We start from the raw sequence: 16,588 nt of genomic DNA, 5'->3' as shown, positions 1-16,588 counted from the left end.
AGCGGGACCTGCGCTCAGGCGCCGACGATGCGTTCGCCGTCGAGGTATGTCGCGACGACGGTCAGATCCGGGTACCTCTCGGGTGCGATCTCGAACGGGTCGGCGTCGAACACCGTGAATTCGGCCCGTTTGCCCGGCACGATCGAACCGAACCGGTCCTCGTGCCGCACCGAGCGCGCCGCGTGGACGGTGTAGCCCTCGAACGCCTCCCGCGGGGTGAGCGCCTGCTCAGGCTGCACCGGCGCGGTCTCCGGCCGCTCGACCGGACGGCGCAGGATCGTGTCCGCGATCATGCTCCGCGGATCGAACGGAGTCACCGGCCAGTCGCTGCCGAGGGCGACGGTCGCCCCCGCGTCGCGGATGTCCCGACAGCGCCATCCGTGCGAGGCGCGCGCGGGGCCGAGTCGTACCGACCAGTTGTCGCTGCGGTCTGCGCGCGTGTGATGGGTGCCGTGGATCGGCTGCATGCTCGCTGTGACGCCGAGCGACGCGAAACGGCGCACCGTCGAGTCTCCGATGGTCTCGATGTGCTCGATGCGGTGCGGGGCTCGGCCCCGGATCTCCTCGCCGAGCGATTCCAGCGAGTCGAGAACGAAGTCGACGCCCCGATCGCCGATGGCGTGCGTGGTGGTGGGGATCCCGCGCTCTGCGAAGAAGCGCTGGGTCGCGCGGTAGCGGTCGGGATCGGTCCAGATCGACCGGGTGCCCTGGCCCGCGCTGTCGGGCTCGTGGAGCCAGGCCGTCCCGTTGTCGACGGTGCCGTCGATGAAGAATTTCACGCCTTCGACGCTCCATCTGCGTCCACCGGTGCCCTGCAGCTCGACGATGCGCTCGAGCTCGGCAGCCGTCATGCCGGGGAAGACCATGGGAGAGAACCGCAGGCGAACGGGCAGCCCGCCGCGATCCTCCACCGCGGAGATGAGCCCGGCCCCCTCCTCGGAGAAGTCGAGCACGTGATTCGCGGTGAGGCCGCTCTCGGCCATGCTCCTCAGCAGCGTCGTCACGCGCGCCACCGAGGCGTCGAAAGACTCGGGCGGGATCCGGGCGAGCAGCCACTCGATCGCACCGATCTCGACGATGTAGCCGGTGACGTTGCCAGCCGCGTCGACGTCGATCCGCGATTCGTCCTCGAACTCCTCGCGACCGGTGAGGCCGAGTTCCCGCACCGCCGCGGAGTTGACGATCGCGGAGTGCGCGTCGCGCATGCGGAGGAATACGGGGCGATCCGGGGCGAGGTCGTCGAAGACGCGGCCCGTGAAGCCCGACGATTCGAACACGTTGGGATCGAGCCCCCACCCGAGAATCCACCGCTCGCCCGCGGCACCGCTCGCCGCAGCCCGCGCGATCTCGTCTCGGACTTCCTCGAGCGACCGGTCGGTGAGCTGGATGCCTCGACTGAGCGGCAGCCCCATGATGATGTGGGTGTGGCAGTCGGTGAGGCCGGGCATCACCGTGGCTCCGGGATAACGATGGATCACGGTGTCCGGGCCGACGCAGTGCTCGAGCGCCGCTTCGGAGCCGACGGAGACGATCCTCCCGTCGCGCACCGCGACCGTCGTCGGAGGCTCGACGACCGTGTCGATCCCGACATCGAAGCTGCGGATGCGGCCTGCGACGATGAGCAGCTCTGCTCGGTTCTCTGATGACATCACGTACTCCATGCTGTGCAGGAACGTTCCTGCACATGCACTGTAACACCATCGGCCGCCGCTCGCGAGAGCCTAAACTGAGAGAGTGAGCCCAAGATCTGTGACCATCGTCGATATCGCCCGGGAACTGGGCATATCGAAAACCACCGTCTCCTCGGCCTTGCACGGGAACGGTCGGGTCTCGGAGACGACCCGCACCCTGGTGTCGGAAACGGCCGAGCGCCTCGGCTACGTCTCGAACCGGGCGGCCCAGCGCCTCCGCGGCAGTCGCTCGCAGAGCATCGGCCTGCACCTCTTCCCCAACAGTCAGGGCCGCAACTTCTACATGCAGTTCGTGTTCGGCGCCATGGAGCACTCAGCGGAGATGAGCCTCGACCTGACGCTCCTCACGGAGAACCGCCGCAATCCTCGCCCGCGCAGCCTCTGGGCAGACGGCATGCTCGTGCTCGACCCCGCGCCGAACGACCCGTTCATCGAGCAGGTAGCGAAGACCGGAGCCCCGATCGTCGCCGTCGGAGCGCTCTCCCCGGAGCAGCGCAGTCTGGTTCGCGGGCAGTATTCGGGCGGTCAGGACGAGTTCACCCCCATCGTGCTCGAACGTCTGCGCACAGAGGGTGTCCGGCGGCCCGCGATCATCGCCCTCCGCGAGGAGTTCGAGCCGCTCTGGGCCGTCGAGGCGGTCGACATCTACCTCTCCTGGGCGCAGCGTGAGGGGATCCAGCCGCTCGTGCGGCGCACCGGCTTCTGGCCTTCGATCCAGGAGGTCGAGGCCATGATCGACACGCTCGACGAGGCGGGCGACATCGATGGCGCACTGGTCGTGCAGCAGGGCATCGCCGCCCCCCTCGCGAAGAAGTATCGCGAGCGGCACGGGAAGTCCATCTGGGTCGCCGCGCTCGCAGCCGATCCCGCGACCGAGCAGGGCATCGAGCAGCTCATGGCGGTGGATCTCCGCGCGCAATCGTTCGGGCGCAAGGCCGCTGAGTTCCTCACCGGCCTGATCGACGACGAGGGCAGCGGGTTCGAGTGGCGGGTGAACCGCGACGTCATGCTGCTCGTCCACGGACACGCGCCCGAACGCCTCTTCCCCCACGACTGAACCCGAGCGGGTCGGGCAGGAGCCTCACCACCCCTCGGAACGACCGGCACCATCGAGGCCGACGTGCGCCGTCGGACCCCCGCGGCTGAACAACGGGTCCGGCGAGACAGCGGATCCGGCGGAACAGCGGGTTCCTCGCAACAGCGGATCCAGCGGATCCCGCGCAACAGCAGATCCAGCGGATCCCGCGCAACAGCCGAGCAACCGAGCAGCCGAGCCGGCCGGACAGCGGGTCAGCGGGTGACGGTGACGACGCTGCGACGCGTTGGTAACAATTCAGATTCGCTTCTCGAGCACCCCTGAATGCGTGTTAGCATCTCCAATGCAGGAACGTTCCCGCTTCGTGAATGGCACACGAGCATCTCCTCTGACGGTGAAATCGAGGAGCCCGGAACGGTCGCTGTCCAAGCAAAGGAGCTACCACCCATGAAACGCCTCAACCGAGCCCTCGGCGCCGTCGCACTCGCCTCTGCGGTCGCCCTCACCTTCAGCGCTTGCAATGCGAGTGGCGATTCCTCCTCGGGCGAATCCAACGGCGCCGTCGCGATGAGCTTCGCCGGCCTCGACATCCAGATCTGGAACGACATGCTCCCCTTCATGGAGGAGATCGTCACCGATGCCGGGTACGAGTTCGTCACCGACGATCCCAAGTGGAACGCGCAGACCCAGGTACAGGACTGGGAGTCCTGGCTGGTCCGCGGGGACATCAAGGCGATCATGGGCTATCCGGTGCAGTCCGACGCGATGGTCGCGGTGACCAGCCAGGCGAACGACGCAGGCATTCCCGTGCTCGGCTACGGCTCGAGCTGGGAGGGTGTGGTCGCAGCCGTGGGGCTCGACCATCACGCCGATGGCCTCGCAGCGGGCGAGCGCGCCGTCGCGTGGATCAGCGACAAGTACGGCGACGAAGAGGTCGACGTCGCCTTCCTCGGGTGGCCCGACACCGACCTCGGCCGTCTCCGCGGCGAAGGCATCATGGAGGCCCTCGACAGCTCCGGCCTGAACCTCAACATCACCGAGCACAAGACGCTGAGCCTCGACGACGGCTACGCCGCAGCGCAGACCCAGCTGCAGTCGATGCCGAACACCAAGGTGTACCTCGCGATCTCGAACGATCCCGCGCTCGGGGCCTACCAGGCGCTCACCGACTCGGGGATCTCCCCCACCGATGACAGCATGCTCATGCTCAACCTCGACGCGACCGACGCGGAACTCGAGATCATCGCGGAGGAGGGATCCTTCTGGCGATACACCTTCATGGTGCCGGCACGACAGCTCGCCGAGGCGAATGCGCACATGCTCGTCGCAGCGGCGAACGGCGAGGCGGTCGAAGACGTCACAGTCGAGATCAACGAGGTGACCAGCGTGAACGCGGAGGACTTCCTCCTCGCGAACCAGTAGACGCCCGATCGAGGATCGGCCAGGTGGTCCCCCACCCGGCCGGTCCTCGCATCGTCTGCTTCCGCGCCGAACGGGCCTCGCCCCTCTACGCGTCCGTCGCGCAGCTCCGGGTCTCCCGCGCCGGGACGACCGCAGGAGCAGCGCACCCCGACATCCATGAACACAGCTAAGGATCAACACCATGGGGAATCCGCAGCCGCGCCTCGCCTTCACCGGAGTCACCGTCGACTTCGGGGCCACACGGGCGCTCGACGATATCCGCTTCGAGGTGCAGCCCGGCGAGATCATCGGCCTGCTCGGCCACAACGGCGCCGGGAAGAGCACGCTCCTCAACGTGGCCACCGGAGTGATCGGAGCCTCCGAGGGGGGCTTCTCGGTCGACGGCACCAGCGTCGAACGCAAGCTCGCCCCTCGTGATGCGGCGAAGCTCGGCATCACCGTCATCCACCAGGAGCCCGCTCTCGCCCCGAACATGAGCGTGCTCGACAATCTCTTCCTCGCCCGCGAGCAGCCGCGCACCGCAGAGCGGATCGCCCTCGCGGAGCAGGCGCTCGAGACGGTCGGGGCCAACCTTCCGCTCGACATGCCGGTCGAAGCCCTCGGGCTCGGGGAGCGCCAGCTCGTCGACCTGGCGCGCGGACTGCTCGCCGGGGAGATGAAAGTGCTGATGCTCGACGAGCCGACCGCGGCGCTCGGCAAGGCGGAGACCGAGGCGCTGCACGCGCTGATCCGGGACTTCGCATCCCGGGGAGTCTCGGTGCTCTACGTCTCGCACCGGCTCCCCGACATCCTCGAAGTCTGCACCCGCATCGTCGTGCTGCGGGGCGGACGGGTCGTGGTGGACGGAGCGGCCGACGAATTCACCCCGGCGAAGCTCGCCGAGGCTCTCGTCCCGGATCTTCGATCGCTCGACTTCACCCACGTCGAGGCCGGAGCGGAGGTGCTCCGCTTCGAGAGCCAGGGCGGCTCGATCACCGCGCGCGAGGGCGAGGTCGTCGGCCTCTTCGGGATGGCCGGGGGCGAGCAGTTCGACATCGCCGCGCAGATCGCCGGTGCCAGCTCCCCGGCGCGCGGCTACGCGCTCGCAGGAGCCCCGGTCCGGTTCACCTCCCCCGCCCAGGCCATCCGCCGAGGGGTGTTCTTCGTGCCCCAGGATCGCGATGCGGAGGGGCTCATCGCTTCGGAGACGGGCATCGACAACGTCATGCTCCCCTGGTACGGCAAGGGTGCATCCCGCGGATGGTGGGTGTCGGCGAAGTCCGGTACGGAGGTGTACGAACGCGCCCGTGAGTCCCTCGACGTGCGCGGCCCCTCAGGAGACGCCGAGGTGTCGCAGTTCTCCGGAGGCAATCGTCAGAAGCATCTCCTCGCCCGCTGGTTGTACCCGCAGGAGCCGACCCTCCTCGTCCTCGCCCAGCCGACGCAGGGTGTCGACGTCGGAGCGAAGCTGGACATCGTCGAAGCCGCCCGAGCCGCAGCGCACCGAGGCGCCGCGGTGGTCGTGGTCTCCAGCGAATCCGATGAGATCGCCAGCATGTGCGACCGGGCCTACACCGTGCTCGGTGATCGCATGGTGGACGTGCCCCGCACGCAGCACTTCAACGAGGACCTGCTCGCCGCCCTGCTCTCACTGGCCGAACCGGCCCCCGTTTCGATCCCGCAGACCACCTGAAGGAACCGCCATGAACACTGAACGTCTCAAGATCTTCGCAGCCAAGAACGGCATCTTCCTGGCGCTGATCGTCCTCATCGCTGTCTTCTCGATCCTCCGGCCCAACTTCTTCTCGTTCGGCAACGCGCAGAACATCCTCATGCAGGCCAGCGAACTCGGGCTCATCGCGATCCCCGTCGCCTTCCTGATCATGTCGGGAACGATCGACCTCTCCGTCGGTGCGATCGCCTCCGCCGCGGCCATCACCGGCGGCCTCACGATGAGCTTCACCGGGTCGACGACGCTCGGCTTCGCCGCGGCTCTCGCCACCGGCGCGATCGCGGGCGCCCTCAACGGCTTCCTGGTGTCCTATCTCGGTTTGAACTCCTTCGTCGTGACCCTCGGTGCGCTGAGCGTGTGGGGAGGGTTCGCGCTGCTGCTCTCGACGGGCAGGACGATCCCCCGTTCGGAGCTCCCCGACGCCTTCCGCGCGCTCGGCACGCTCAAGCTCGGACCGGTCCCGATCCAGATCGTCGTGCTCATCGTCGTGATCGCCATCGGTTGGTACGTGCTCAATCGCACGAAGTTCGGTCGCGAGGTACGCGCGATCGGCGGCAACGAGCGCGCTGCGCGCCTCATGGGCATCGACGTGAAGCGCTCGCGGTTCCTGCTCTTCGTGGCGTCGGGCACCTTCGCCGCACTCGCCGGACTCTTCCTCTCCGCGAAGGTGCAGTCGGCGAACCCGACCATCGGATCGGGCCTCGAACTCGAGGCGCTCACGGTGGTGCTGCTGGGCGGCGTCGCCTTCGAGGGCGGCGTCGGGAGGATCAGCGGCGTCGTCGCCGGGCTGCTCTTCTTCCGCGTGCTCCGCGCCGGCCTCGTGTTCCTCCAGGCCTCGCCGTTCCTGCAGACGATCCTCGTCGGTGCGACCCTCATCGTCGCGGTCGCTCTCGACAGCTCGATTCAGAAGATGATCCGCAGCTCGTGGGCGAAACTCGGGCGAAGTGCGACCGAGCAACCGCAACGCGCCGAGCACTCGAAGGTCTAGATTCCGAAAGCGGGCGCCTGCAGACGCAGAAGGCCCGGTCGAGAGACCGGGCCTTCGAACGTCTACCGGCGACAGCCGTCCGAGCGCACTTCCTAGACCGCGAGGCGCTCCTTGACGATCGCCGCGAGGTCGTCGGCGAGGCCCTGAGCCTGCTCCTCGTACTCGGCTTCGACCATCACCCGCACCACGGGTTCGGTCCCGGACGGGCGCAGCAGCACCCGGCCCTTGCCTGCGAGCGCGAGCTCCGCCTGATGCACGGCCTGCTGCAGCACCGCATCGCCGCTCACACCCGTGCGGTCGACGCCGCGAACGTTCACCAGCACCTGCGGGTAGACCGTCATGCACTGCGCCAGCTCGGCGAGAGTCTTGCCGGTGCGCTTGACCTCGGCGGCGATGTGCAGGCCGGTGAGGATCCCGTCGCCCGTCGTCGCATAGTCGCTCATGATCACGTGCCCCGACTGCTCGCCGCCCAGCGAATACCCGTGCGCGTTGATCGCCTCGAGCACGTAGCGGTCGCCCACTCCGGTCTCGACGACGTCGATGCCGTTGTCCGCCATCGCGAGCTTCAGCCCGAGGTTGGACATGACCGTCGCGACGAGCGTGTTCTGCTCGAGCCGGCCGCGGGATGACATCGACAGCGCGAGGATGGCCATGATCTTGTCGCCGTCGACGACGTTGCCGTCGCCGTCGACCGCGAGGCATCGGTCGGCATCGCCGTCGTGCGCGATGCCGAGGTCGGCACCGTGCGAGCGCACCGTCGCGATGAGCGGCTCGAGATGCGTGGATCCCACGCCGTCGTTGATGTTGAAACCGTCGGGGTCGTTGCCGATCACCGTCACCTTCGCTCCGGCGTCGGTGAAGACGTCGGGCGAGATCCCTGCAGCCGCGCCGTGGGCGCAGTCGAGCACCACGTGCAGACCGTCGAGCCGCAGCCCGTCGAGCGTACCGAGCAGGTGCACCAGGTAGCGATCCTCGGCGTCCGCGAAGCGGCGGATCCGACCGATCTCGCGACCGGTCACCGCGATCGCGGGGCCGTTCATCGCGGCCTGGATCTCGTCCTCGATCTCGTCGGCGAGCTTACGGCCGCCCTCGGCGAAGAACTTGATGCCGTTGTCGGGCGCCGGGTTGTGCGACGCCGAGACCATCACGCCGAAATCGGCGCCGGTGTCTGCCACGAGATAGGCAGCAGCGGGGGTCGGGATCACCCCGGCGTCGAGCACGTCGACGCCCGCGGAGGCGAGGCCAGCCGCGACGGCTGCGGCGATGAACTCACCGGAGACCCGCGGGTCGCGTGCGATCACGGCGGTAGCGCGACGGCTCTCGCTCCGGGCTGAACGCCCGAGAACGAGAGCCGCTGCGTGCGCGAGGTCCAGGGCCAGGTCGGCGGTCACATCGACCCCCGCCAGGCCCCGAACCCCATCGGTGCCGAAAAGGCGTCCCATGGAAAGGGTGATTCCGATTAGCGCTTCGAGTACTGAGGCGCCTTGCGGGCCTTCTTGAGACCGGCCTTCTTGCGCTCCTTGATGCGGGCGTCGCGGCTGAGGAAGCCGGCCTTCTTGAGCGTCGGGCGGTTGTGCTCGGCGTCGATCTCGTTCAGCGCGCGGGCGATCGCGAGACGCAGGGCGCCGGCCTGGCCCGAGGGGCCGCCGCCGACAATGCGGGCGATCACGTCGTACGAGCCGTTCAGCTCGAGCACGGTGAAGGGATCGGTGATGAGCTGCTGGTGCAGCTTGTTCGGGAAGTACTCGTCGAGCTCGCGGCCGTTGACGGTCATCTTGCCCGAGCCGGGAACCAGGCGCACGCGGGCGATGGCCTGCTTGCGACGGCCGACGGCGGCACCGGGAACGGTGAGCGCGGGGCGCGGGGCGGAAACGGCGGCCTGCGAGGCGGGCGTCTCGGTGGTGTAGCTCTCGGGGGCCACGGTCTGCTCTTCAGTCACTGTGAAGTCTCTCTCTGAATGTCTCGTCGTCGCCGCGATTACTGCGCGACCTGGCCGAAGGTGTAGGGGGTGGGCTGCTGAGCCGCGTGCGGGTGCTCCGCGCCCGCGTAGACCTTCAGCTTGCGGAACAGGTCGGCGCCGAGCGAGTTTTTCGGCAGCATGCCGCGGATCGCCTTCTCGACGGCGCGCTCCGGGTTCTTCTCGAGCAGCTCGGTGTAGGTGACCGAACGCAGGCCGCCCGGGTAGCCCGAGTGGCGGTAGGCGAGCTTCTTGGACGCCTTGTTGTTGGTCAGCACGACCTTGTCGGCGTTGATGATGATGACGTAGTCGCCCATGTCCATGTGGGGAGCGAAGGTCGGCTTGTGCTTGCCGCGGAGCAGGGCTGCGGCGTGCGAGGCCAGGCGGCCGAGCACCACGTCGGTGGCGTCGATGACGAGCCAGTCGTGCTTCTGGTCGGCTGCCTTCGGCGAATATGTGCGAGTCACTGGAGTGCTGCTTTCTGTCGAATTGGAGGTGTTCGTGGATCCCGCTCCGTTGCCCGGTCCCTGGGGGTGCGCGAACGATTGGAGGGCTCAACAAATCGGGTGCTTGCGCACCAAAGAACTACTTTAGCACAGGATCTGGCCCACTCGCCGCGTGCCAGGACTGTTTCACAGTCGCTGTTTCTCTTCGTTCTGCGCGGAGCGAGGAACGAGCGGAGTCGCAGAATCCATGCGTGTGGATCCTGCGACTCGCAAGCTCGCGCAGGATGACGAACTTCGAAACAGCTCTGGCTCCGCTCGCTCAATGGCCGGGGGCGAGAGGATCCCGTCGCGCACGGGTCTGCTCGGCCCGCTCGGCAAGGTCCTCGTCCGCCGGGTAGGCGATCTCCTCGAGGGACAGCCCGTGAGCGGGCATCACGGTGAAGCGGCTCGTGCGCTCGCGGGCATCGCGCAGCGCGATCAGCTCGGCTTCGCCGATCCTCCCGCTGCCGACGGCCACCACGGCGCCGACGAGCGCCCGCACCATCGAGTGGCAGAACGCGTCGGCCTCGATCCGGGCCGCGTACGCGCCGTCCTCGGTCTCCCGCCACTCGAAGCAGAGCAGATCCCGCACAGCCGTCGCCCCTTCGCGGGCCTTGCAGAAGGTGGTGAAGTCGTTGAGCCCCAGCAGCTCATCGCTGGCCCGCTGCATCGTCGCGAGGTCGAGCGGGCGGGGCACGTCTGCGGTGAAGCGCGCGGTGAGGGGATCCCGGCGCATGCCCTCGCCGCGCAGCCGGTACTCGTAGCGCCGACGCAGCGCCGAGAACCGGGCGTCGAACGCCGCAGGCACCTCGCGCACCGAGTGCACCACGATGTCCGGCGCCCCGCGCTTGAGCACGCCGTTCAGCTTGCGTGCGCGGATCCGCGTCTCCGCAGGCGCACCCGATTCCGGATCGGTGCGCCGCCGCGAACTCCACTTCTCCAGCTGAGCCGCCGTCAGATCGAGGTGCGCCACCTGGCCCCGTGCGTGCACACCCGCGTCGGTGCGTCCGCCCACCGTGAGACGCACCGGCTCCGGGGTGCGCAGCAGCACCGCGATCGCGGCCTCCAGCTCCCCCTGCACGGTGCGCAGCCCGGGCTGCACCGCCCACCCGGAGAAATCGGTCCCGTCGTAGGCGAGGTCGAGGCGAAGCCGGGTCGGCGGCGGGCTGCCCGAGGCGAGCTCGGCGGCCGACGCAGGATCCGGATCGATATGCATCCCTTGATCCTGCCAGACGGAGCCCGGGCTCCGCCCGCATCGGGCGGGCGGTTCCCCCAGCTCGCGCGCCGCCCGTGTCAGACTCTTCGCACGCGTCGAGCTGCTCTTCGTCCTGCCTGCTGCCACCGTGCAGATCGGCATCATGGACGAGGAGCGGCGCACCTCGCGGCCCGCATGGCCGCCGCGTCGGATCGCGCGGTGTTCGTCAACACCGTCTTCTTCGACCACACGGGCGACGAGATCCACACCTCGCTGCAGGCAGGACCGATGCTGCCGAAGGCCGCGATCCGCACCGCCCCCTGGCTCGGCCTCTACGAGGAGCGCAGCGTCGCGATCGGCGTCGGCTGGGGCCTCGACGGGCACGCGCAGATTGGCAGGGGCATGTGGGCGATGCCCGGCCTCATGAGCGACATGCTCGAGCAGAAGGTCGGCGACGTGCGCGCCGGGGTGTCGACGGCACGGGTGCCCTCCCCCACCGCGACGACGCTGCACGCGCTCAACTACCACCGGATCGACGCGTTCGAGGCGCACCGTGCGCTGCCCGCCCTGCCAGCGGACAGTCTCGACACCCTGCTGCGCATCCCGCTCGCCGGCCCCGGCGACCTCGCACGGACCGAACTCGAGAAAAGCGTCCAGTCGATCCTGGGCTGCGTGGCGCGCCGGGTCGACCAGGGCATCGGCTTGCTCGAGCTAGCTGTACCCGGTCAGGTCGTTGGTGACTGACAGATAGCGAGAAGACCTCCATCATGAGTGGTGTCTAACGTCACTCAACCGAGGAGGCCTTCTCGTGTCCCACCGTAACGCCAAACTCACTCCCGCGGGACGACATATCCTCGTTCAGCGTGTCCTCTCTGGTCGCCCGGTCGCGCACGTCGCGAAGGAAATGGGTATCTCTAGGCAGTGCGCTCACCGCTGGATCGGTCGTTACCGCCGCGACGGTCTTTCTGGCCTGCGCGACCGTTCCTCGCGACCCCGCCACTCCCCAGGCAGGATCACAGCGCAGCTCACGGAACATGTCCTCCGTATTCGGGTAGACGAACGGGTCGGACGAGACGAGATCGCCCGGAGAACCGGCATCAGCCCCACGACGGTGTCACGAATCATCGTGAGCGCCGGGCTCCCGCCGCTGCACCAGCTCGATCCGGTCACCGGGGTCAGGATCCGGGCGGCCCGCCGCACGACCCATCGCTACGAGCGTGATGCCCCGGGGAGACCTCATCCATATCGATGTGAAGAAGCTCGGACGGATTCCGGACGGCGGTGGCTGGCGCGTGGACGGCCCGGACGTGATCGATCACAATCGTGGGCGTGTGAAGTCAAAGAAGTTGGGGATGGATTGAAGCGCTCTGGGTTTGATGGAGACTCGCGCTATTTGATTCCGACCAGCTGTTCGCGGTCGGTTTGTCCAGCATAGAACGTCTGCTCGAACTCTGCGGGCGGGACATCGCCAAGGTATCCGTGGAGGCGCTGCGTGTTGTGCCAGTGGACCCATCCGAGCGTCGCTAGTTCCAGATCCTCGACCGTCTTCCAGGGGCCCGGGGGAGCGGGTCCGCGGACGAGTTCGGCCTTGTAGTAGCCGTTCACCGTCTCGGCCAGGGCGTTGTCATATGAATCGCCGACAGTCCCGTTCGAGGGTGTCGCGCCGATTTCTGCGAGGCGTTCGCCGTAGCGAATCGACGTGAATTGAGACCCGGCATCGCTGTGACACCGCAGATTCTCGTGGTGGGCGCCGCGGGACCAGCGGGCCATCTCGATCGCGTCGAGGACCATCTCGGTGCGCATGTGCGACGCGACCCGCCACCCGACGATCATCCGGCTGAACGCGTCGATGATGAAGCACACATACGCGACCCCGGCCCAGGTCGGCACGAACGTCAGATCTGTGACCCAGAGCCGGTTCGGCGCGGTCGCGGTGAACTCCCGTTTCACCATATCCGGGTGCCGTGCCGACGAAGGATCCGGCCGGGTGGTCTTCACCCGCTTCGACCGCCTCGCTCCCTCGATCCCGGCGGCGCGCATGAGCCTCGCGGTTTGATCACGGCCTATCGTGATCCCCGCCCGGCTGGCCGCTTTCCAGAGCTTGCGGATCCCGTAGACCCGGTAGTTGGCCTCCCAGAGCTCGACGAGCTGCGGGATCAGCTCCTCGTCACGGATGGCGCGGGCCGACGGGGTGCGGGTCTTTCGGCGTAGTAGCTGCTCGGAGCCACCTGCAGCAGTCTGCAGATGAGCCCGACTCCGAGCCGGCGCCCATCGACCCTGCCGTCCTTGTTCACGTCGATGAACGCGACTATCTCCGGTAGTGGCGGTCGAGCTCCGCCCCGAAGAAAGACGCCGCCCGCTTCAACACCTCGTTAGCGCGGCGAAGCTCCCGGTTCTCCTGCTCGAGCTCTTTCACTCGTTGCGCCTCGACGCTGCTCACACCCGCGGTCACGCCGTCGTCGATGTCGGCTTGCTTGACCCACGTCCGCACGGACTCGACCCCGTATCCGAGTTGCGTTGCGACGCGCTGCACGGTCCCTTGGGTGACGCCGAGCTCGGCGCGCAGCGTCCTCACCATCCGCACCGCGCCAGCCTTCTCCTCGCTCGAATAGCGACGCGTTGTCGGCTTCCCCACGTTCTGTTCCTTCGGCATAACTCCATCCTCGTTCCCAAGACTAGGAGTCTCCATCAAACCCAGAGCGCTTCAAGGAGCACTACTCACCGGCGTTGCACTAACACCCTGAAACCACCACGAGCTGCGACGGGAGAAGAGGCCTGCGCCCGATAGCACGCGGAAGCGGACCGACCTCCGGTGGAGGTCGGCCCGCTTCAGTCGATCGGGCTACGCGGCGGCGTACTCGCGGGCGGCGGCCACGAAGGCCCGAACGAGGTCGAGCCCCTCCGGATCGAGCCGCTCCTCCGGGTGCCACTGCACACCGAGGCAGAACGACCCGTCCGAGGCCTCGACCGCCTCGACGACACCGTCGGGGGCCGTCGCGGTGGCGACGAGGCCCTCTCCCAGCGCATCGACGCTCTGGTGGTGGTGCGAGGCGATGTCGAAGCTGCGCCGACCCACGATGCGCTCGAGCAGCGTCCCCTCGCCCACCTCCACTGGGTGCGAGGTGAAGACCCCGACGACATCGCGGTGCGGCGTGAGGTCGAGTTGGTCACCCAGGTGCTGCACCAGCGTGCCGCCGAGCGCCACGTTGAGCACCTGCAGCCCGCGGCACGCGCCGAGCACGGGCATGCCGCGGCGCCGGGCCTCGCGCGTGAGCCGGATCTCCAGCTCGTCCCGCACCCGCAGCGGCGGGTCGTTCGTCTCGTGAGCCGAGCCACCGTACAGATCCGCGTCGAGATCCCGCCCGCCCGGCATGAAGAAGCCGTCGACGCGGTCGAGCAGGCGACCCGGATCCTCGAGGTGCACGTCGAGCGCCGGGAAGAGCACGGGGGCGCCGCCCGCCTGCTCGATCGCGGTCAGATAGCTGTGCGGGATGCCGTCGGTGGTGATGTCGACCCACGGACCGGAGGTCGACTGCTTCCGGTCCGTGACGAGGCCGATGAGGGGTACGGAGCTCACTGCGGTACTACTCGCTCTCGAGCGGGTTGTCGTCGCTCCAGTCGGTGACGCCCCACACGACCGAGTGCCACACGCAGTCGCTGCCCTCGTCGGCCCCGTGCCAGTGCCGCTCGTTCGGCTCGGTGCGGATGACGGTGCCGGGGACGATGCCGGTGGTCACGCCCTCGTCGCTGCCGACGCGGCCGACTCCGGCCGCGAGCGTGAGGATCTGGCCGCCCGGGTGGCTGTGCCAGTGCGTGACCGCCCCGTCCTCGTGGTGGATGCGCGCGACGTCGACGGAACCGAGGTTCGGCACGTCGGCGAGCGACTCGGCGGCGGCCTCGATGATCATCTCGAGCTGCACTGGGCCGGTGAAGCGGCCGTTGTAGACGTAGTCGCGATTGCCCTCGGGGAGGATGTCCATGGCCTACGCCTCGAAGCGAACGGTGTTGACGATCTTGCCGACGCCGGGGATCTCGACCTCGGCGATGTCGCCGTCGCGCAGGTAGCGCGGGGGCTTGCGCTCGTCGCCCACGCCGCCCGGGGTGCCGGTGGCGATCAGGTCGCCCGGCTCGAGGGTGACGCCCTTGCTGAGGTACGAGATGATCTCGGGGATCGTGAAGATGAACTGGTTGGTGTTGCCGTCCTGCATCACCTCTCCCGAGAGCGTCGTGCGCACCGGGAGGTTGTCGCGGGCCTCGTCGTCGGCGAAGCCGTCGAGGCTGACGACGGCGGGGCCCACCGGGGTGAAGGTGTCGAAGCTCTTGCCGAGCGTGAACTGCTTCATGGGGGTCTCGAGCTGCGCGCGGCGACCGGAGACGTCGTTGAGCACGGTGAAGCCGCCGACGTAGTCCCAGGCCTCCTCGACCGAGACGCGATAGGCGGGCTTCGAGATAATGACGCCGAGCTCGCCCTCGTAGTCGGGACGGGTCTCCTCGCGCGGGATGACGATGTCGTCGAAGGCGCCGGTGACCGAGCTCGGGAACTTGCCGAACATCATGGGGACGTCGGGCTTGGCGAGGCTCGTCTCCTCGACGTGGGACATGTAGTTGAGACCGATCGCGAGGATCTTGCCGGGGCGGTTCGGAGCGAGCACGTGCACGTCCGAGATCTCGTGGGTCTCGCCGGCGGCTCCCGCGATCGCGGCCCAGGCCTCCTCGGTGGGCACGAAGCCCTCGCGCGGAGCCTCGCCCGCCGTCGTGATCGTGGTGCCGTCGAGGCGGCCCAGGAAGCGGCGCCCGTCGCCGGTCTCGAAGTGGATTGCCTGCGTCATGTGAACCTCCTGCGTTGAAGAACTGTGGATGCGATCGCGCGGATCGCGAACCTCGGTTACTACAATAGTATATCCGTGCTCCTAGATGATACGGAAGTCGATTTTCCGCGATTCGCCCGCGTGCACAACCGCCGAATGGAACAATGAGCAGATGAACAATCACATCCAGGCGCTCGCCGAGAACGTGCGCCAGCTGCGCGAATCCCATGGCCTCTCGCTCTCGCAGCTCAGCGAGCGGTCCGGAATCGCCAAGGCCACGCTCTTCAAGGTGGAGCGAGGACGCACCAATCCGACGCTCGAGACACTCGTGTCCATCGCGGAGACCTTCGACGTCTCCGTGAACTCGCTCATCGCGGTCGAGCAGCGCTCCGAGGTGGAGGTCGTGCGCGCCGGCGAGGGCCTCGACATCTCCGATGACGCGAGCGTCGGCCAGGTGATCCGCAATCAGGTCATCGGCTCGGGCACCCTGGAGCTGCACCACCAGGTCTTCCGCGCCGACGCGAGCGAGACCTCCCCCTCCCACGGCCCCGGCGCCCGCGAGCACGTCGTCGTGCAGCGCGGCAGCATCCGCGTCGGCCCCGTCGGCGAGGAGGTCGTGCTCGAGGCCGGCGACTACGCGACCTACCTGGCGAACCGCACGCACCGCTGGCAAGCGGTGGACGGCGAGGCCGAGGTCTGGATCATCCACACCTTCCCCCGACTCTCCCCACCCGGGGAGTAGCCGACGGGGAGCGACCTCGCACCTCGAGCCGATTCCTCACTGTTGTTTTTGCGATTACGTTCATTGCACTAAAAGAACCACTCTGCTAGCGTCGAAGCAAGCGTGCGCCCGGTCCCGGGCGCACGACGGACTCGATTCGAAGGAGAGCACGCATGTCGACCTGGAAGTCCTTCCGCCCGGACGGGATCCCGCACCCCTTCGCCCTCAGCATCACGAACGAAGAGGTCATGTTCGTCTCGGGCCTCGGCGGCCGGGATGCCGAGGGCAACATGCCCGAGAGCCCACTGGAGCAGGCCAGGCAGGCGCTGCGCACCATGCGCGAGCACCTGGAGCGCGAGGGCTTCACGCTCGACGAGATCGTGTGGTTCCACCCCTACACGACCGACATCTCCTACGCCTTCGAGATGGACGAGGCGCTACGCGAGGCCTTCGGCGAGAACCCGCCGGCCTGCGGCGCGATGCTCGCCGGCGTGCAGCTCGCTGACCCGCAGATGAAGATCGAGTTCGAGGCCGTCGCGGTCAAGGGCGCACAGCGCGTCCGCGTCAAGTAGCG

The 16,588-nt window shown here is 68.1% G+C and carries 16 protein-coding genes, 1 pseudogene and 1 other annotated feature; of the genes and pseudogenes, 8 read left to right on the top strand and 9 right to left on the bottom strand.

Going from position 1 to position 16,588, the window contains the following annotated elements; translation table 11 throughout:
* Positions 1–14 precede the first annotated feature (14 nt).
* Complete coding sequence (locus tag AMS65_RS01635) at positions 15–1,649, bottom strand: amidohydrolase (protein WP_075200793.1); 1,635 nt, start codon at positions 1,647–1,649, stop codon at positions 15–17.
* 85 nt (positions 1,650–1,734) lie between these two features.
* On the opposite strand from AMS65_RS01635, the gene AMS65_RS01630 reads away from it, so the two are divergent.
* The 4 genes from AMS65_RS01630 to AMS65_RS01615 all read left to right on the top strand — a co-directional run bounded on the left by AMS65_RS01630 (position 1,735) and on the right by AMS65_RS01615 (position 6,848).
* On the top strand, positions 1,735–2,748 hold the full coding sequence (locus AMS65_RS01630) for a LacI family DNA-binding transcriptional regulator (protein ID WP_083451403.1): 1,014 nt from the start codon (positions 1,735–1,737) through the stop codon (positions 2,746–2,748).
* Positions 2,749–3,174: 426 nt separating this feature from the next.
* Positions 3,175–4,149: a sugar ABC transporter substrate-binding protein gene (locus AMS65_RS01625; protein ID WP_053382427.1), complete on the top strand. Its 975-nt coding sequence runs from the start codon at positions 3,175–3,177 to the stop codon at positions 4,147–4,149.
* Between the two features lie 181 nt (positions 4,150–4,330).
* Complete coding sequence (locus tag AMS65_RS01620) at positions 4,331–5,821, top strand: ATP-binding cassette domain-containing protein (RefSeq protein ID WP_053382426.1); 1,491 nt, start codon at positions 4,331–4,333, stop codon at positions 5,819–5,821.
* A gap of 10 nt (positions 5,822–5,831) precedes the next feature.
* Complete coding sequence (locus tag AMS65_RS01615) at positions 5,832–6,848, top strand: ABC transporter permease (RefSeq protein ID WP_053382425.1); 1,017 nt, start codon at positions 5,832–5,834, stop codon at positions 6,846–6,848.
* A gap of 92 nt (positions 6,849–6,940) precedes the next feature.
* Here AMS65_RS01615 and glmM read toward each other — a convergent pair whose 3' ends face one another.
* The 4 genes from glmM to truA form a co-directional block, all read right to left on the bottom strand.
* Complete coding sequence (gene glmM, locus AMS65_RS01610) at positions 6,941–8,290, bottom strand: phosphoglucosamine mutase (protein WP_053382424.1); 1,350 nt, start codon at positions 8,288–8,290, stop codon at positions 6,941–6,943.
* 17 nt (positions 8,291–8,307) lie between these two features.
* Positions 8,308–8,787: a 30S ribosomal protein S9 gene (gene rpsI, locus AMS65_RS01605; RefSeq protein ID WP_053382423.1), complete on the bottom strand. Its 480-nt coding sequence runs from the start codon at positions 8,785–8,787 to the stop codon at positions 8,308–8,310.
* 38 nt (positions 8,788–8,825) lie between these two features.
* On the bottom strand, positions 8,826–9,272 hold the full coding sequence (gene rplM / locus AMS65_RS01600) for a 50S ribosomal protein L13 (protein WP_053382422.1): 447 nt from the start codon (positions 9,270–9,272) through the stop codon (positions 8,826–8,828).
* Between the two features lie 298 nt (positions 9,273–9,570).
* Entirely contained in the window at positions 9,571–10,506 is a 936-nt protein-coding gene (gene truA, locus AMS65_RS01595; RefSeq protein ID WP_075200785.1) for a tRNA pseudouridine(38-40) synthase TruA, read from the bottom strand.
* Positions 10,507–10,704: 198 nt separating this feature from the next.
* Here truA and AMS65_RS01590 point away from each other — a divergent pair, with 198 nt between their 5' ends.
* Positions 10,705–11,229, top strand: coding sequence for an aldolase/citrate lyase/malate synthase family protein (locus tag AMS65_RS01590; RefSeq protein ID WP_241489295.1), 525 nt, complete (start codon positions 10,705–10,707; stop codon positions 11,227–11,229).
* Positions 11,230–11,293: 64 nt separating this feature from the next.
* On the top strand, positions 11,294–11,920 hold the full coding sequence (locus AMS65_RS18550) for a helix-turn-helix domain-containing protein (protein WP_075200784.1): 627 nt from the start codon (positions 11,294–11,296) through the stop codon (positions 11,918–11,920).
* Here the strand turns inward: AMS65_RS18550 and AMS65_RS01585 are convergent.
* The 4 genes and pseudogenes from AMS65_RS01585 to AMS65_RS01565 all read right to left on the bottom strand — a co-directional run bounded on the left by AMS65_RS01585 (position 11,875) and on the right by AMS65_RS01565 (position 15,314).
* Positions 11,875–13,138, bottom strand: a pseudogene (locus AMS65_RS01585) (IS3 family transposase). The gene AMS65_RS18550 and the pseudogene AMS65_RS01585 sit on opposite strands and share 46 nt — an antisense overlap.
* Positions 12,705–12,839, bottom strand: a sequence feature (AL1L pseudoknot). Its footprint overlaps the pseudogene before it by 135 nt.
* Before the next feature lie 189 nt (positions 13,139–13,327).
* Entirely contained in the window at positions 13,328–14,062 is a 735-nt protein-coding gene (locus AMS65_RS01575) for a gamma-glutamyl-gamma-aminobutyrate hydrolase family protein (RefSeq protein ID WP_053382418.1), read from the bottom strand.
* 7 nt (positions 14,063–14,069) lie between these two features.
* On the bottom strand, positions 14,070–14,465 hold the full coding sequence (locus AMS65_RS01570; protein WP_053382417.1) for a cupin domain-containing protein: 396 nt from the start codon (positions 14,463–14,465) through the stop codon (positions 14,070–14,072).
* Between the two features lie 3 nt (positions 14,466–14,468).
* The gene (locus AMS65_RS01565; RefSeq protein ID WP_053382416.1) at positions 14,469–15,314 is read right to left on the bottom strand and encodes a fumarylacetoacetate hydrolase family protein; all 846 of its coding nucleotides are present in this window, start codon (positions 15,312–15,314) and stop codon (positions 14,469–14,471) included.
* Positions 15,315–15,465: 151 nt separating this feature from the next.
* Here AMS65_RS01565 and AMS65_RS01560 point away from each other — a divergent pair, with 151 nt between their 5' ends.
* Positions 15,466–16,035, top strand: a complete 570-nt coding sequence (locus AMS65_RS01560) for a helix-turn-helix domain-containing protein (protein WP_053382415.1) — start codon at positions 15,466–15,468, stop codon at positions 16,033–16,035.
* Positions 16,036–16,187: 152 nt separating this feature from the next.
* On the top strand, positions 16,188–16,586 hold the full coding sequence (locus AMS65_RS01555; RefSeq protein ID WP_053382414.1) for a RidA family protein: 399 nt from the start codon (positions 16,188–16,190) through the stop codon (positions 16,584–16,586).
* Positions 16,587–16,588 lie beyond the last annotated feature (2 nt).

Source organism: Leucobacter celer subsp. astrifaciens (assembly GCF_001273835.1).
In the GTDB taxonomy this organism is placed as follows: Bacteria; Actinomycetota; Actinomycetes; order Actinomycetales; family Microbacteriaceae; genus Leucobacter; species Leucobacter celer.
The sequence above is the reverse complement of the archived record's forward strand: the minus strand, read 5'-3'. Positions and strand labels throughout refer to the sequence as shown.

Coding starts and splice junctions, on each gene's coding strand:
- AMS65_RS01620 (WP_053382426.1), top strand. CDS start 4,331: ATGGGGAATCCGCAGCCGCGCCTCGCCTTCACCGGAGTCACCGTCGAC.
- AMS65_RS01615 (WP_053382425.1), top strand. CDS start 5,832: ATGAACACTGAACGTCTCAAGATCTTCGCAGCCAAGAACGGCATCTTC.
- AMS65_RS01555 (WP_053382414.1), top strand. CDS start 16,188: ATGTCGACCTGGAAGTCCTTCCGCCCGGACGGGATCCCGCACCCCTTC.
- AMS65_RS01570 (WP_053382417.1), bottom strand. CDS start 14,465: ATGGACATCCTCCCCGAGGGCAATCGCGACTACGTCTACAACGGCCGC.
- AMS65_RS01565 (WP_053382416.1), bottom strand. CDS start 15,314: ATGACGCAGGCAATCCACTTCGAGACCGGCGACGGGCGCCGCTTCCTG.
- AMS65_RS01560 (WP_053382415.1), top strand. CDS start 15,466: ATGAACAATCACATCCAGGCGCTCGCCGAGAACGTGCGCCAGCTGCGC.
- AMS65_RS01635 (WP_075200793.1), bottom strand. CDS start 1,649: ATGTCATCAGAGAACCGAGCAGAGCTGCTCATCGTCGCAGGCCGCATC.
- truA (WP_075200785.1), bottom strand. CDS start 10,506: ATGCATATCGATCCGGATCCTGCGTCGGCCGCCGAGCTCGCCTCGGGC.
- glmM (WP_053382424.1), bottom strand. CDS start 8,290: ATGGGACGCCTTTTCGGCACCGATGGGGTTCGGGGCCTGGCGGGGGTC.
- AMS65_RS01625 (WP_053382427.1), top strand. CDS start 3,175: ATGAAACGCCTCAACCGAGCCCTCGGCGCCGTCGCACTCGCCTCTGCG.